The 15,038-nt window shown below is 46.8% G+C and carries 14 protein-coding genes, 1 tRNA gene and 1 rRNA gene; 9 read left to right on the top strand and 7 right to left on the bottom strand.

The window, feature by feature from the left end:
• The first annotated feature begins 40 nt into the window (after positions 1 to 40).
• Together rrf and BS19_RS12975 are read left to right on the top strand one after the other, a co-directional pair.
• Positions 41 to 157: ribosomal RNA gene (rrf, locus tag BS19_RS12980) — 5S ribosomal RNA — on the top strand.
• A 73-nt stretch (positions 158 to 230) separates the two neighbouring features.
• Positions 231 to 307: transfer RNA gene (locus BS19_RS12975), tRNA-Asp, on the top strand.
• Positions 308 to 826: 519 nt separating this feature from the next.
• Here BS19_RS12975 and BS19_RS12970 read toward each other — a convergent pair.
• From BS19_RS12970 to hemC, 4 genes are read right to left on the bottom strand one after another with little or no spacing between them, the layout of a single operon-like run.
• Positions 827 to 2,014 carry a heme biosynthesis protein HemY gene (locus BS19_RS12970; protein ID WP_038175747.1) on the bottom strand — a complete coding sequence of 396 codons (1,188 nt, stop codon included), beginning with the start codon at positions 2,012 to 2,014 and terminating at the stop codon, positions 827 to 829.
• A complete protein-coding gene (locus tag BS19_RS12965) occupies positions 2,014 to 3,216 on the bottom strand; it encodes a uroporphyrinogen-III C-methyltransferase (protein ID WP_038175746.1) in 1,203 nt (400 codons plus the stop codon). The genes BS19_RS12970 and BS19_RS12965 overlap by 1 nt, the downstream gene beginning before the upstream one ends.
• Positions 3,200 to 3,961 carry a uroporphyrinogen-III synthase gene (locus tag BS19_RS12960; RefSeq protein ID WP_038175744.1) on the bottom strand — a complete coding sequence of 254 codons (762 nt, stop codon included), beginning with the start codon at positions 3,959 to 3,961 and terminating at the stop codon, positions 3,200 to 3,202. Before BS19_RS12960 ends, BS19_RS12965 begins: the two co-directional genes overlap by 17 nt.
• A 5-nt stretch (positions 3,962 to 3,966) precedes the next feature.
• On the bottom strand, positions 3,967 to 4,905 hold the full coding sequence (hemC, locus tag BS19_RS12955; RefSeq protein WP_038175743.1) for a hydroxymethylbilane synthase: 939 nt from the start codon (positions 4,903 to 4,905) through the stop codon (positions 3,967 to 3,969).
• 335 nt (positions 4,906 to 5,240) lie between these two features.
• On the opposite strand from hemC, the gene BS19_RS12950 reads away from it, so the two are divergent.
• On the top strand, positions 5,241 to 7,769 hold the full coding sequence (locus tag BS19_RS12950; RefSeq protein ID WP_038175741.1) for a class I adenylate cyclase: 2,529 nt from the start codon (positions 5,241 to 5,243) through the stop codon (positions 7,767 to 7,769).
• A gap of 69 nt (positions 7,770 to 7,838) precedes the next feature.
• Here BS19_RS12950 and cyaY read toward each other — a convergent pair whose 3' ends face one another.
• Positions 7,839 to 8,150 carry an iron donor protein CyaY gene (cyaY, locus tag BS19_RS12945; RefSeq protein ID WP_038175740.1) on the bottom strand — a complete coding sequence of 104 codons (312 nt, stop codon included), beginning with the start codon at positions 8,148 to 8,150 and terminating at the stop codon, positions 7,839 to 7,841.
• Between the two features lie 75 nt (positions 8,151 to 8,225).
• Between cyaY and lptM the strand changes: the two genes are divergently transcribed.
• Genes lptM through yigB form a run of 6 tightly spaced genes read left to right on the top strand, consistent with a single transcriptional unit; the run spans position 8,226 to position 12,813 of the window.
• Positions 8,226 to 8,345 carry an LPS translocon maturation chaperone LptM gene (gene lptM, locus BS19_RS20760; RefSeq protein ID WP_038175738.1) on the top strand — a complete coding sequence of 40 codons (120 nt, stop codon included), beginning with the start codon at positions 8,226 to 8,228 and terminating at the stop codon, positions 8,343 to 8,345.
• 28 nt (positions 8,346 to 8,373) lie between these two features.
• Positions 8,374 to 9,627, top strand: a complete 1,254-nt coding sequence (lysA, locus tag BS19_RS12935) for a diaminopimelate decarboxylase (RefSeq protein ID WP_038175736.1) — start codon at positions 8,374 to 8,376, stop codon at positions 9,625 to 9,627.
• A 10-nt stretch (positions 9,628 to 9,637) separates the two neighbouring features.
• Entirely contained in the window at positions 9,638 to 10,468 is an 831-nt protein-coding gene (gene dapF, locus BS19_RS12930; protein WP_038175734.1) for a diaminopimelate epimerase, read from the top strand.
• Positions 10,469 to 10,488: 20 nt separating this feature from the next.
• Complete coding sequence (locus BS19_RS12925; protein WP_038175733.1) at positions 10,489 to 11,193, top strand: DUF484 family protein; 705 nt, start codon at positions 10,489 to 10,491, stop codon at positions 11,191 to 11,193.
• Positions 11,165 to 12,094, top strand: coding sequence for a tyrosine recombinase XerC (gene xerC, locus BS19_RS12920; RefSeq protein WP_038175732.1), 930 nt, complete (start codon positions 11,165 to 11,167; stop codon positions 12,092 to 12,094). Before BS19_RS12925 ends, xerC begins: the two co-directional genes overlap by 29 nt.
• The gene (gene yigB / locus BS19_RS12915) at positions 12,094 to 12,813 is read left to right on the top strand and encodes a 5-amino-6-(5-phospho-D-ribitylamino)uracil phosphatase YigB (RefSeq protein WP_038175731.1); all 720 of its coding nucleotides are present in this window, start codon (positions 12,094 to 12,096) and stop codon (positions 12,811 to 12,813) included. Before xerC ends, yigB begins: the two co-directional genes overlap by 1 nt.
• A 25-nt stretch (positions 12,814 to 12,838) precedes the next feature.
• On the opposite strand, the gene BS19_RS12910 is transcribed toward yigB, so the two are convergent.
• Together BS19_RS12910 and BS19_RS12905 are read right to left on the bottom strand one after the other, a co-directional pair.
• Positions 12,839 to 13,462 carry a tRNA-uridine aminocarboxypropyltransferase gene (locus tag BS19_RS12910; protein WP_038175730.1) on the bottom strand — a complete coding sequence of 208 codons (624 nt, stop codon included), beginning with the start codon at positions 13,460 to 13,462 and terminating at the stop codon, positions 12,839 to 12,841.
• The gene (locus BS19_RS12905; RefSeq protein ID WP_038175728.1) at positions 13,459 to 15,000 is read right to left on the bottom strand and encodes a COG3650 family protein; all 1,542 of its coding nucleotides are present in this window, start codon (positions 14,998 to 15,000) and stop codon (positions 13,459 to 13,461) included. The genes BS19_RS12910 and BS19_RS12905 overlap by 4 nt, the downstream gene beginning before the upstream one ends.
• Positions 15,001 to 15,038 lie beyond the last annotated feature (38 nt).

Raw genomic sequence — 15,038 nt, 5'->3', positions numbered from 1 at the left:
TGTGACGAACTTTTACAGCTTTCCGAATTTTAAGAATTTGCTTGGCGACCATAGCGATTTGGACCCACCTGATTTCCATGCCGAACTCAGAAGTGAAACGAATTAGCGCCGATGGTAGTGTGGGGTCTCCCCATGTGAGAGTAGGACATCGCCAGGCTTTAATTTAGTGTTTGCCTTTTATAAAGGTGAAGACAAAAAATGGACACTTGCGAATGCGAGTACGCCACTGCGGAGTGGTAGTTCAGTTGGTTAGAATACCGGCCTGTCACGCCGGGGGTCGCGGGTTCGAGTCCCGTCCACTCCGCCATTATACTAAGCCCAAGTCGAAAGACTTGGGCTTTTTTACGTCGGTATAAAATAGGCTTGGTGATGGCTAGGCGTTGAAATGTCTGCGTCTCAGTAAAAAGGCCAGCTAGTGCTGACCTCAAACTCAAAGCTCTACCCTTTACTTTAATTAAGGGTATCGAAATATGGATGCCCAGCTATGCTTCAAGAGCACTTTTCACAACAATGCGAATTGAAATGGTCATTGGTTTCTAAAGATCATTGGGTTGGCAGTATCGATAACGTCGTTGACGTCGAGTTTATCCGCTAGGTCGTGACTCATCTTCTATTGTAAAGGTCGTGATTGCGCCTACCACTCCCTTTTCTACAGTTCAAAATTGTCTCTCTCAGATATACCTCCCCCTTGCTCTGCAGAATAAGGCATAAATGGTCCGTCTGTAAGCTTGGATTAAATAGCTTACTTTTGTTGCTGGTAATTCTCTCAGTAATAAAAAAAGCCACCCAGTAAAGGTGGCTTCGTTGTATTTATGTAGAGAAAGCGTTATGCGGCAGGCTCATTGATTAGAGTAAGTGCCTTTTTTGATACCTCATGTGCTGCATTGGTGAGGTTTTGCTTCTCTAAAGCAATGGCAAGGTAGCTGTAATCTGGCACGCTCGAGCGAACTGAGAGTGCTTTCTCTAAATGGTGTTGTGCATCTTGCCATTTGTCATTACGCAGATAAAGCTGAGCGAGTGCACTATGTGCAGCGGCATTGTTAGCATCTTTACGTAATACGCTCTGCAAGAAGGTTATTACTGGATGAGTATCGGCTAGCTTTAATTCAGGAATTAAGCGATACAGATCGCTGTTGGGGTGTTTGCTCAAGGTCTCTTTGATCAGAGTGAATGCTTCATTATCTGCTTGCCGAGCTATGAGTTGTTCAGCAAAGCAATTGATGAGTTCGAGATCAGACTTCATTTTACGCGGTAGCGAGTTCCAGTGGGCAATTAGACCTTCACTGCCGCTCTGTTCGGCAACTTCATGCAGTAGCCCACATTGAGCACGCAGCATCAGAGGTTGTTGTTCTTCCGTCGTAATAATGTTGTTCTTAACTAACTTTGGAATTAAGTCTAAAAGCGGTTGCCATAGCTTGAGTTCGATATAAACCTGTTTAAGCAAGTTAAGTACAATTGAATTGTTTGAGTATTGACTGTTTAGAGTTGACAGTGTGTCGAACGCAGCATTGTAATCAGCATCGCGAATCTGTTGCTTAGCGCGAGTCAGTTCGACTGCGAGTTGTGAGTTGTCTTGTTGGGCGGCAAGTTCGAGGTAGCGATCTCTTTGCTTTTTGTCGCCTAAACCTTGCGCGGCCTCTGAAGCAACGAGGTAACAGAGTAGTGGCATATCATGATGGTTTGCCCAACGAGTCACTTTTTTCTCTGCCTGTTTAAAATCCCCTTCAAGTAACTTGATGATGCCCTCATTGGTATAACGGCGAGAGCGGCGCATCTTACGTACGCTGAAGTAGTTCCAAGTTGCAGAGCTTGCGTAAAATATCTTTTTGATTAGGTACTCTAAGCCAAAGAGAGCCGCCAATGTCGCGATAATAAAAATCACCAGAGTAGTGACGCTCATTTCGAGGGTTTTATCTGCGATCGAGACTAGCACGTAACCTTGTTGTCCAGAATATTGAGTGCCAACAAACAACCCTAAACCCAACACGACGAATAGAAAAATCAGTCGAAACATTATTTATCCTCCGTAACTAGAGTCGTTACCTCGCGGCGAAGGCGCTCACGAATTACGTCGGAAAGTTGCTGCTGCGTTTCCAGTTTTACCGGGTAATCAACTTGCACTCGCTGTTTGCTCAGTAACTCTAGTGCTTGATTAAACTCAGCCACCTCTTTTGAATCTTGGTTAAAGAAGGTGGCCGACCACTTATCTGCGGTGGTCAGTGCGGTGGTGTAAAGTTCTTGCTGTTCAACATAGATGGCTTTAATCGCCGTTTCTAACTTCGCTTTGATGTTTTCTTTAAGATAGAAGTGCTGTTGTGGAGAAAGCAGTGGAATCACATTGCCATCGCGAGTGCGGAAAGTAATGAAATTGTCTGAGAAATCCTTAAGCGAGGTGAGCAGGTTATCTTGCCAATCATCAATGTCTTGTGATACCGCTTGTGTTTGTTGCTGCTCGGCTTGCGGCAAAATGGCATTGGCTAACGGCAGAGTATCGACTTGTTGTTGCAGTGCGGTGATTCTTAGTACTAGCCCTTCGCGATCAATCAATGGGATGGTTTTGAGTTTAGTAATGTCGTTAGCCATAGACTTACGTAACGGGACTAGGCTCGGGTCGTTAAGTGCAGCAATACGTTGATCGGCACTTTCCATTAATTTGGTTGCGCTAACAGCATCGTGCTCTAGGAAAAGTTTACGCCCAGCAAGTTTGACCAAGTAGTCCGCCTCAGCAAGCAACCAATCGTTAGGACGACGACCTTTCACGTCGGCTACTGCGACTTGCAAACTTTCGATACTTTTTTGTTGTTGGGCTAAAACAGTTTCTGCACGATGGGTGGCCTCAAGGGCTTTGGTTACCGCTTGTTGCTCCACCGATGAAAGTTGTGATTGCAGAGTGGATTGCGCTTGTTGAAGTTGCGCTTGCAAGGCATCGATTTTCGCTTGATATTGCGCATCTTTTTGCTGCATTTGGAAAGTTAAGCCTCCGCCAAATAATAGCGACAGTACAATCGCGAGCGTGCCGAGTTTCACGCCGCGTTTGCCTTGCTTCTCGTCCAATGGAATCGTACTAGGGGAAGGTTGTGGTTCAGCGCTTTTAGCTGCGGTATTTTGAGTAGTTGCCGTGTTTGTTTCAGACGCTTTAGCTTCTACTTGTTTTGCATCCTCTGCCTTGTTGTCTTGGTCAGGGGCAATGTTTTCGTTTTTATTCTTGCTTGTCATTACTTATGTCCTGTTTCGTTGACCGGAGAGCAGCCAATAATACTGGGTTCGAGGCACTGAAAGTGTTGGTAACAACGTTAAAACCGACTTCTCGTGCTTGTTGCGCGATACGCTCACTGGGTACCCATAAGTGAAGCGTAAACAACCAGTTCTGTTGTGATGGAGTAAGATTAGAGAGCAAGTACTCCAACTGGCCTGAACTGGTGACGACTAATTGAGTGATGGGTTTATCTTGCCAGATTGGTAACAGTAAATCTGAGCGGAAAGCGAGGTTTTCTCGTTTATACACTTCACGATATTCCACCTTGGCGTGCCGGGCGGTGAGCGTGTCAAAGATAAGTTCTCGGCCACCATTGCCGCGCAGTATCAGCACGCGCTTTCCAGCGACATCAGCAAGCACTTTTAGGTTTAGCAGATGTTCACTATCACTAATGTCTGGATAGTGTACTTTTTGTTGAGTGGCTTTGCTTAAAACGTGTGCAGTTTTTTGACCAACGCCAAGGTAGGTCTTGCTGGTTGGCCATGGGTGAGCCAATTGAGAGAGGTAATCTTGTGCTGCCGTGACTGCGTTTTGACTGATGGCGATGATAATGTCGAAGTGATCAATATCGTGCTCAAGCCCGGCAAGTTGTTTGCCGGGCGAAATGTTTATCAGAGGTTGATGAAGGTTGTCTATTCCAAGCTCTGAGAGTTGTTGGCACAACGAGAGGCCTTGTTGTCCCGGCCGAGTGACCAGTACTGCCATAGCGTTTACTCGTGCTCTGCGTAAAGCTTGGTTAAGATCTCTTTGGCTCCCTCAGCGAGCAACTGATTGGCAAGTGTCACACCCAGTGTTTCAGCGTCTGCTCGCGCGCCACGAATCTCACCTCGGACGATTTTTGAACCGTCGGGCTCACCGACTAATGCGCGTAACCAAATATTGTCGCCTTCAATCAGTGAATAACTACCGATTGGCACCTGACATCCACCTTCTAGGGTGAGATTCATGGCACGCTCACACAAGACGCGGTCAGTGGTTTCCTTATGGCTAAGTGGTTCGAGTAGTTTGATTAGGCGTTCATCATCAAGACGACATTCAATCCCTACAGCGCCTTGGCCAACAGCAGGTAATGATTGCTCTGGTTCAATAAAGCTGCGAATACGCTGTTCTAATTTAAGGCGTTTTAAACCTGCGGCGGCAAGTACTATCGCATCGTACTCGCCAGCATCGAGTTTACCTAGGCGAGTGCCGACGTTACCACGCAGATCTTTAATTATCAGATCAGGACGTGCTTCTTTTAACTGACACTGACGACGTAAACTACAGGTGCCGACGATGGCGCCTTGTGGCAGATCATCAATATTGCGGTATGTGTTTGAGACAAAGGCATCGCGTGGGTCTTCACGCTCACAAATTGTCACTAGACCCAACCCTTGAGGAAAGTCGACAGGAACATCTTTCATTGAGTGCACAGCGAGGTCAGCACGACCTTCCAGCATTGCCACTTCCAATTCCTTAACAAACAGACCTTTGCCTCCGACTTTGGCCAGTGGCGTATCCAAAATAATATCGCCTTTGGTGACCATGGTAACCAGTTCAACGGCTAAACCAGGGTGCGCGGCTTGCAAGGCATCCTTGACGAAATGAGCTTGCCAAAGAGCAAGTGGGCTTTTACGTGTCGCGATTCTAATGGGAGTGTTTGCAGTCATAGTATTCTAGTGATAACAAGTGAATGAACATAATCCTACCACTGTCGGGTAAAATTGCATTAGCGCTGATTCAATCGGGTGAAGAATCAGTACGCCCTAGCATAAAATCATCAAAAGAGTGTGATTTGGGTCTCGTTTGTAAAATAGGCTATTATTATTAATAGCAGTTACGTACCACACTAACAGCGGCAATATTAGATGGACAAAAATGTGTCGAATCGATCGTACATTTCTTTACCAATCGAAAGAAAAATGATAGATTGATCACGTTTTGTTGGTGCTTTAGAACAATTAATAGTCAAGGCACCCTCTAGGATATAACCAAGGAAACTCCCTTGCAGGCTTACACCAAGACGCTATTAAATAGACTTGATAATCTAAACCAGCAACGCATTGAGCGTGCGCTGGCACTGATGGATTTGTCCAGTCAGAGAGTTTTCCATCTCATTCCGACTCTGCTCCACTTTAATCACCCGCTTTTTCCTGGCTACTACGACGCGAAAGTTCCTTATGGAATTCGTGATTTTGAGCTAAATGAAATACAGCAACAGTTTGTTGAAGATACCGAACTCACTATAGGTCAGTCACTGGCTAGCAATGTGACTGCTGAGATCTTAGGTCTTTATACTATGGGTAGTACTTCGTCTATCGGGCAAAGTACCTCAAGTGATTTAGATATCTGGGTTTGTGTCTCGTCACAAATGGACTGTGACGCGCGTGAGAGTTTGACCAATAAATGTCTGTTGATTACTGACTGGGCTCAGACTCAAGGTGTAGAAGCGAACTTCTTTTTGATGGATGAAGAACGTTTCCGTTCCAACCATTCTGAAGAGATGACTGGCGATAACTGTGGCTCTTCTCAACATTTATTATTGCTTGATGAGTTTTATCGCAGTGCGGTTCGTTTGGCCGGTCAGCGCCTGTTATGGCAAATCGTGCCGCCGGAAATGGAAGAGTGCTACGATGAATACGTCGCCGATCTATGTAGTAAAGGCTATATCGATTGTGCCGAGTGGATCGACTTTGGTAAGTTGAATCGCATTCCGGCAGAAGAGTATTTTGGCTCCAATTTATGGCAGTTGTATAAGAGTATTGACTCGCCATATAAATCGGTGCTGAAAGCGATTCTTCTTGAGGCTTATTCGTGGGAGTACCCACATACGCAATTGTTGAGTTTAGATACCAAGCGTCGTTTCTTTGCCCATGAGCCTGACCTCTATGGGATGGATGCCTATTATTTGATGCTGGAGAAGGTGACTCGCTACTTAGTTCGAATTGGTGATTTCAATCGCCTCGATTTAGTACGTCGCTGTTTCTATCTTAAAACTCATGAAAAGCTCTCGCGTGAACCGAGTGTGGGGTCGGTCGCTTGGCGCCGTGAAGCGTTAGGTGAAATGATTCAGGATTGGCAATGGTCTGAGGATGTTATTGCCGAGCTCGACGATCGTCGTAATTGGAAAGTAGAGCAGGTTAAAGTCATGCACCATGCTCTGCTCGATGCTTTAATGCAGAGCTACCGAAACCTGATTCAATTCGCCCGTCGTAACGACATTACGTCAGCGATCAGTCCGCAAGATATCAGTATTCTCGCACGTAAGTTATATGCGGCATTTGAGGTGCTACCAGGTAAGGTTACGCTGCTCAATCCGCAGATTTCCCCCGATTTACACGAACCGGATTTAACCTTTATTGAGGTGCGTCCAGGTCGTACTAATAAAGCTGGCTGGTATCTTTATAAACAGCCGTTAACGCCTCATCGCATTATTGGTCAGGCATCACTAGAGCACAATGAGTATTTGAGTAAGTTGGTTGCATGGTCGTTCTTTAACGGCTTGATCACCGAATCTACTCGTTTGCACTCGGTGGTGCGTGATGCGCATCTTGATATCGACAAGTTTTATCAAATGGTGAGTGATTTACGTAACACCTTCTCACTGCGCAAGCGTCGCCCAACCATGCAAGCTTTATCTAGCCCATGTGAAATTAGTCAGTTGGCGATGTTTATTAACTTTGAAAACGATCCAACGACAGAGTTGAGTGGTAAATCGCTCAAACTCGATCCTAAAACAACCGATATCTTCAGCTTTGGCGCCGAGCAAAAATGCTTAGTCGGCAGTGTCGATTTAGTGTATCGCAACTCATGGCATGAAGTGCGCACCCTACATTTTAAGGGTGATACCGCGATGTTGGATGCGTTGAAAACCATTTTAGGTAAAATGCACCAAGATGCGATTCCACCAGAGTCGGTCGACGTCTTCTGTTACAGCAAAAACCTACGTGGTGTGATGCGTAATAAAGTGTATCAATGGTTAGCTGAGTGCATTGATTTGCGTTTGAAGCCAGTAGAGCAAGAGAAACGTCGCCGCTTTAAGGCCTTGCGTCTAGGCCAAAAAACCTATGGATTGTTCTTCGAGCGTCGTGGTGTCTCGGTGCAGATGTTAGAAAACTCGGTCGACTTCTACCGCAGTATTTCGACCAATAAACTGCAAGGCGCGCCACTTATTGTGCTCGATAAAGAGCAAGATTACCAAATGCCAGAAGTGGTCGATAGTTTTGCCAGTGAAGGCTTGGTGCAGTTTTTCTTTGAAGACAGTGACAAGGGCTTCAATATTTACGTATTGGACGAAACGAATCGGGTTGAGGTGTATCACCAGTTTAAAGGTGGCAAAGACGAGATGATTGCGAGCGTCAACAGTTTCTATACCTCAGGCAAAGATGACAACTCATTATCGTCTAAACTGATCAACTTTAACTTGCCGCAGTACTATCAGATTGTTCACCCTGACGATGATCAACCTTACATTGTCCCATACCGCAATGATGGTGCCAGCTATAGTAAGCCGAGCAAAATCGTCAATGGTTAGTCACGGTTAATCGTTTTGACCAAAAAGAGCATCTGGGATGCTCTTTTTTAATGTCTGAAAACGAGACAATTACCACTCTATCTCTTCATCACAGTGCTTCTCACACTCTTGTTTGACCATCGCAATCAGTTCGATACCGGTTTTAGAGCAGCGCCACTGCTGATCGACATACGCAAAGTGAAATCCGCCTGATTTCGACGCCAACCAAATCTCTTTCATCGGTTCCTGGCGGTTGATAATGATCTGGCTACGGTCTTCAAATTCGAGCGTCATTACGTTGCCAGAGGTCTCATAGTCGATGTCCGCACCTGAATCATCAATCATTTCTTCGATGATTTGCATTTGAACATCCACAAGTTGATGAAATTCAGTCTCGTTCATCCAATCTATCCTATTGCTTTTCTTGAGTGTGGTGCGATTATAGGGGGCATTGACAGAATAATCACGATACAACCGATGAAAAAATCTATCTTAGCGTTATTTATCTTTTCAGTCCTTGGCTTGGCTGGCTGTGGTCAAACCGGACCACTTTACATGCCTGAAGATGCTCAACAAAATGAGCAGCCTGCGCAATAAATAAAATCAGAATATAAGGGAAAGTACTTTGGATTACTTCAATTATCAGGATGATGGCCAACTTTGGGCCGAAGATGTCGCATTAACCGACCTCGCCGAGCAGTTTGGCACTCCACTTTATGTCTATTCACGCGCGACCTTAGAGCGCCATTGGCACGCTTTTGATAAATCGGTGGGCGAACACCCTCATTTAGTCTGTTATGCAGTGAAAGCCAACTCTAACCTTGGTGTGCTAAATGCGTTAGCCCGCTTAGGTTCAGGGTTTGATATCGTCTCTGGAGGCGAGCTTGAACGTGTGATTGCCGCGGGTGGCGAGCCGAGTAAAGTCGTGTTCTCCGGTGTCGGCAAAACCGAAATCGAGATGAAGCGTGCCTTAGAGCTAGGCATTAAATGCTTTAATGTTGAGTCCGAGCCTGAATTGGAACGTTTGAATAAGGTGGCTGGAGAGCTAGGGGTGAAAGCGCCGATCTCATTACGCATTAACCCCGATGTTGATGCAAATACCCATCCTTATATTTCCACTGGTCTACGTGATAACAAGTTTGGTATCGCATTCGATCGTGCGCCTGAGGTATATCAATTCGCACAAAGTCTAGCCAATCTCGATATCAAAGGGATCGATTGCCACATCGGTTCACAATTGACCGATATTGAACCTTTTATCGATGCAACTGATCGTTTACTTGCCTTGATTGACGCGCTGAAAGCGCAGGGTGTGATCATCGAACACCTTGATGTCGGTGGCGGCTTGGGCGTGGTTTACCGTGATGAATTGCCACCTCAACCTTCAGACTATGCCAAAGCCTTGCTCGGTCGCTTAGAGAATCACCAAGATCTCGAGCTGATTTTTGAGCCAGGACGTGCCATTGCAGCGAATGCTGGTCTGCTACTGACCCGAGTCGAATTCCTCAAGCATACCGAACATAAAAACTTTGCCATCATTGATGCGGCGATGAATGACCTAATGCGTCCGGCCTTGTATCAAGCGTGGCAAGACATCGTGCCTGTGGTTCCACGCGACGGTAAAGCGGTGACGTATGATCTTGTTGGGCCGATTTGTGAAACGGGTGACTTCTTAGGTAAAGACCGTTCACTCGTGCTGCAAGAGAGCGATTTGCTTGCTGTTCGTTCGGCGGGTGCCTATGGTTTTGTTATGTCCTCGAACTACAACACTCGCTGCCGCGCGGCAGAAGTGATGGTTGATGGCAATCAGGTGCATTTGGTGCGTCAGCGAGAAGCGCTCTCAAGCCTTTGGGCACTTGAAAACGTACTTCCGGAGTAATTGAAGTCTTATGCATTTCCATTTTTCTAAAATGCACGGTTTGGGTAATGACTTTATGGTCGTTGACTGCATTACCCAAAACATATTCTTTTCCCCTGATTTGATCCGTCGTTTGGCGGATCGCAATAAAGGTGTTGGTTTTGACCAACTGCTGGTGGTTGAAGCGCCGTATGACCCTGAAACTGACTTCCACTATCGCATTTTTAATGCCGATGGTAGTGAGGTTGAACAGTGTGGCAATGGCGCGCGATGCTTTGCCCGTTTTGTGCTAATGAAAGGATTGACCAATAAATACAGCGTCAGTGTCAGTACCAAAAAAGGCAAAATGGTGCTCAGCATCGAAGAAGACGATCAAGTGACCGTCAATATGGGGGTGCCGCAGTTTGAACCAAGCAAGATCCCGTTTAAAGCGAAGCAAACTGAGAAAACCTATATCATGCGGACCGAAGACAAGACACTCTTTTGTGGTGCGGTGAGCATGGGTAATCCTCATGTGGTTACGGTGGTGGATGATGTTGCCACCGCTGATGTCGAAACACTTGGGCCCCTATTAGAGTCTCATGAACGTTTCCCTGAACGTGTTAACGCAGGTTTTATGCAAGTGGTCAATCGCAATGAAATCAATTTGCGCGTTTATGAACGTGGTGCAGGTGAAACTCAAGCCTGTGGTAGCGGTGCTTGTGGTGCGGTCGCGGTTGGTATCGTCCAAGGTTTACTAGATGAAAACGTCACAGTTCACCTTCCGGGTGGTTCGCTCACTATCCGTTGGCAAGGGCCGGACAAGCCGTTGTACATGACGGGGCCTGCGACGCACGTTTTTGATGGTCAACTAACCTGCTAAGTAAAACAAAAGGAATCGATGTGTCTCAAATTGAAGCGGATGCACTGACGGCTGAAGTCGTGGCGGAATACTTGCGCGATAATCCGGATTTTTTTACCGATCGCCGTGAGCTGGTTGATCGATTGGCGCTTGCTCACCAGGAGCAGGGGTCGGTCTCTTTGGTGCATGTACAGATGAATCGCCAGCGACAAAGAATCGAAGAGTTGGAAGAAGAGATCACCGGGCTGATGTCATTAGCCAAAAGTAACGATCGAACTTTTCACGAATTTATGCAGTTACAGGAAGATATCCTCAAATGTGATTGTTTAATCGATGTTGTCAAAGCGATAGAAGAAGTGGCCAAAAATCTTGGTCTCGTGGCTTACATTCGTTTGTTCGATAGCGAATCGACTCGTTATTCGTTAACGCGTGAGCAATACCAGCGATTCGCAACCAATCACCTTAACGGTAAGTCGGCTTATCTTGGCCGAATGCGTAAAGTTGATCGAGAGTTGTTGTTAGGTGAGCTTTCGCATCAACCAGAGATGGGGTCGTACGTTGTACTGCCGCTGCAAAAGAAAGCGCTACAAGGGGTGTTGATGTTCTCGAGCTGCGATGGCGGGCATTTTCAGCCGCACATGGATACCCTATTCTTACGCCACCTCGCGTTGGTTGTCTCGCATCTTATCGAAACCCTCCCTTGGCAAAGTGAAGCGCATGAGCGAATCAGCAGCACCTCTGCCTAGTGGTCTCAAGCGGCCCCTTGAACGTTTCTATGAATTTCTAAGAAGCGAGAAGGGGCTTAGCCTACACACCCAGCGCAACTATAAACAGCAGCTAGAAACGATGGCTCATCACTTACATCACCTTGGCCTCAAAGAGTGGCAGCAAGTTGATGCGGGTTGGGTGCGTCAACTGGCTAGTAAAGGCATGAGAGAAGGGATGAAGGCGAGCAGCTTAGCCACGCGCCTCTCTTCTCTGCGTAGCTTCTTTGATTTTCTTATTCTGCGTGGTGAGATGAGTGCCAATCCAGCGAAAGGGGTCTCGGCACCACGTAAAAAACGGCCGTTACCGAAAAACCTTGACGTTGATGAAGTGGGCCAACTGCTTGATGTGAAAGACGATGATCCGCTTTCGATTCGTGACCGCGCCATGATGGAACTGATGTATGGCGCTGGCCTACGTTTGGCAGAAATGGTCGGAGTGAATGTTAAAGACGTCAGTTTGTCGTCTGGCGAGTTACGTGTCATTGGTAAAGGTGACAAAGAGCGCAAAGTGCCTTTTTCTGGCATGGCGGCTGAGTGGGTGGCCAAATGGCTGAAAGTGCGAGCAACATTAGCCACAAGTGGAGAGCCGGCTCTGTTTGTTTCTAAGCTTGGTGGTCGAATCTCTCATCGTAACGTACAAAAACGCATGGCCGAGTGGGGGCAGAAACAGTCCGTCGCCAGTCATATTAGCCCGCATAAATTACGTCACTCATTCGCCACTCACATGTTGGAGTCGAGTAATAATCTGCGTGCAGTACAAGAGTTACTTGGCCACGAAAATATTTCGACGACACAAATCTATACCCACCTCGATTTCCAACATTTGGCTCAAGTGTACGATCAAGCTCATCCAAGAGCGAAAAAGAAGGGGAGTGAGTAATGCAGTTTTTTCGCCATTTAAAACCCGTCAAAGCGATGACCTTTGATCTTGATGATACTCTGTATGATAACCGACCGGTGATTCTTCAGGTTGAAGCCCAAATGGTGCAATGGTTGCATGCTACTCATCCTGTCTCTGCAACCCGATCGTTTGATTGGTGGCGTGATATCAAACGCGATTTAGCTAAACAAGATAATTGGCTGCCTAACGATGTGACGCTATGGCGTTTTAAGCAGATCGAATATGGATTGGGCTTACTTGGTTACACCTCACAACAAGCAAAACTGGCGGCAGAGCAGGCGATTGAAAAAGTGCTGAGTTTGCGTAGTGATTTTACGGTCCCTGACCAAACGCACCGTGTGATGAGAGAGCTGGCTCAACAGTTACCGTTAATTGCTATCACCAATGGTAATGTTGACGTCGAGAAAATTGGTTTAGCGGACTACTTCACTTTGGTGTTAAAAGCGGGCCCCGATGGGTATGCCAAGCCTCATGGTCAGTTGTTTGATAAAGCGCAGCAACACTTAGGGCTGCCAGCACAGCACATTTTACATGTTGGCGACCACTTGATCAGCGATGTGATGGGCGCCAAGCAAAGTGGACTTCAAGCGTGTTGGTTCAATGACCAACAGGTCGATATTTATCACAGTCATCGGGCGCGTCTATTGCCTGATGTAGAAATTACCGCATTACCGCAACTGTTGACCTTGATCGATTAAACCGCAGCTATGTCGCGGTTTAATCTCAAGACTTCGCTTGGAAGGTATGGCTACTCTTGTCGGCTTGAAAAGCGTTAAGATAGTCATCGAAGAAACCCTCTAATTGCTGTGCTTGATTGGTGTAACCTAACTCACGCAGCACTTCACACCCTACCTCTATAGTGCACAAATGGCCTGGTTGTTGATTGCGGCGCAGTCGATAGCGTGATGGTTGGCTAGGCTCTATGTGTACCTGAGGTAGCGCACGTAACCAATCACTTTTACGCAGCATTTTCCCCGCTTCTTGCCAAGTTCCATCTAAGATGATCAATAACAGTGGCTTATGTTGCGAGTTGGCCTCACGATGAGCGTGTTTAACGGCATCACTGTGTTGGCTAGGAAACAGCAGATAGGGGAGATAGTCGCCACTTGCGATCATCGTTATCAGCTCTGGGCAAGGTTGGGTGCGCTGCCAAATGTGGCGGCTACACGATTGCAGACTCTGCGCTAACCACTGGCCGGTATTGGTCTCGCGCGTGGTTTCATTGGGGTGCATTAGCAGCGCTATATGCAAGTCGGCGCTAAATTGAGTTAACCGATCACACACACATTGAAAGCGCAGTTGACACCCCGGGCAGGGCTTACCTTGTTCGATAGGCTTGCTGCTCACAAGCGCGCACCTTCTTGTTGCGGCGTTAGACCATCGGCAAACAGTTGAACCTGGCTGATATCATCATAACTGGCGATAGGTGCCACACTTGGATTGAGTGGGTATTGGTTGCCATCAAAGATCAATTTATGTTGATTAGGTATCGCGCCGCCGCCACTGACGAAGAAAATTAAATCTTGCCAGCCATGATGATTATGACGGCCAAGATTGAGCGGAGTTCTCACTTGGGTGATGCGACTATTGAAGCGCCAGTTTTGCTGGTGGTTGTCGAAAATCAGCAGCGTACAGCCGCCCGTGCCACACTGATCGAGTTGCACCAGCAGTTCATTATTGCCATCCCGATTAAGGTCATAAGTTAGCCAGCGATAGCGCGTGCCAGTTTGCGGGTTATTGGTTTGTTGGAAATAGGCTCGCAGCGCACTGTCGACCATTGGGTTAAATTCGGCCACCGATGGAACCGCATTGCTATCAAGTGGTATTGACGATATCGATGCTGAGTCGGGGATCTGGCCTTGTGGGATAGAAAACAGCGTTAAGCCTCCGTCTCTTATGTCGTAAACCATGTCGCCCACTTTTTCTTTGTGGGCCGTAATTTTGTTGTCTTCTCGACTAAAGATACGTTGTGAGAGCAAAGGTTGTTGCTGGTGGTGAGTCATCACCACTTGTACTTGAGTCGAATTAAGTGATTGCCAGTACCCTTGCTCAACCGAGTCTGACTCGCCATTATCATAGCGATAGGTAGTGGTGGCACTGTGATCAGGATTTAGCTCAAGAAAAACGCTCAAGTTGTTACTGTTGGCTGAGGTGGCTTGGTAGAAGCCGGCCCAATCTTGGCTATGATCTTGATTGGACAAGGTGGCGCAACCTTGGTAATTGGCCCCGTCGAGCGTTAAGCTGGCACTCCAGCCGTACAGTGAGTCACTCATCCTATCAATACAACTGCGTTGGTTAAGCTCTAAGTTGCCACCATCAAATTGATAGCGGCGTCGTTGTGGTTCGATCTTGCTATTAACCAAGTCGAGTGTGCGTTTGTCTTGGCCGATTTGGTCAAATATTAGCTGATTGGGTGCAACGCTCACGGACCAAAAAGGTTCGGTGCCAAAAGCTCGGGTCGGTTTTAGGGCTTGATCGCAACGCTTTGGGTTCTCGGCAGTGAGTATATTGAATGAATCGACCACAAAACGGGCGCGGTAATCAGCAACAAAACCATCGGTTTTACGCGTTTCTAAATGACCAATGACTTCACCATACAGTGGTTCATAAGGACCACGAACCAGTGTTAAAGCTTGTTGAAAACGGTCATTCGATAGATCTAACCAGTATTGGTTTTTGCTGCCACATGGCGTGATTGAACGTACCTCATTGCCAAGCACAATTTCTCCGCGCATGACAAACGGTTGCGAGTGAATCGATTTTGGATTGTCCAAGTTGGCGGTATCGTTCGGTGAAGGGTTGATTGCTGGGGTTAATGACGTCATCGAACACGCTTGCAACGTGAGCAAAGTAATGACGGTGACTGGGTTTCGAAGCGCCTTCATGCTATATCTTCCCTATTGAGAAACTGACGGACTCTATT

It is taken from the genome of Vibrio pacinii DSM 19139 (assembly GCF_000711795.1).
Classification (GTDB): Bacteria; Pseudomonadota; Gammaproteobacteria; order Enterobacterales; family Vibrionaceae; genus Vibrio; species Vibrio pacinii.
The sequence above is the reverse complement of the archived record's forward strand: the minus strand, read 5'-3'. Positions and strand labels throughout refer to the sequence as shown.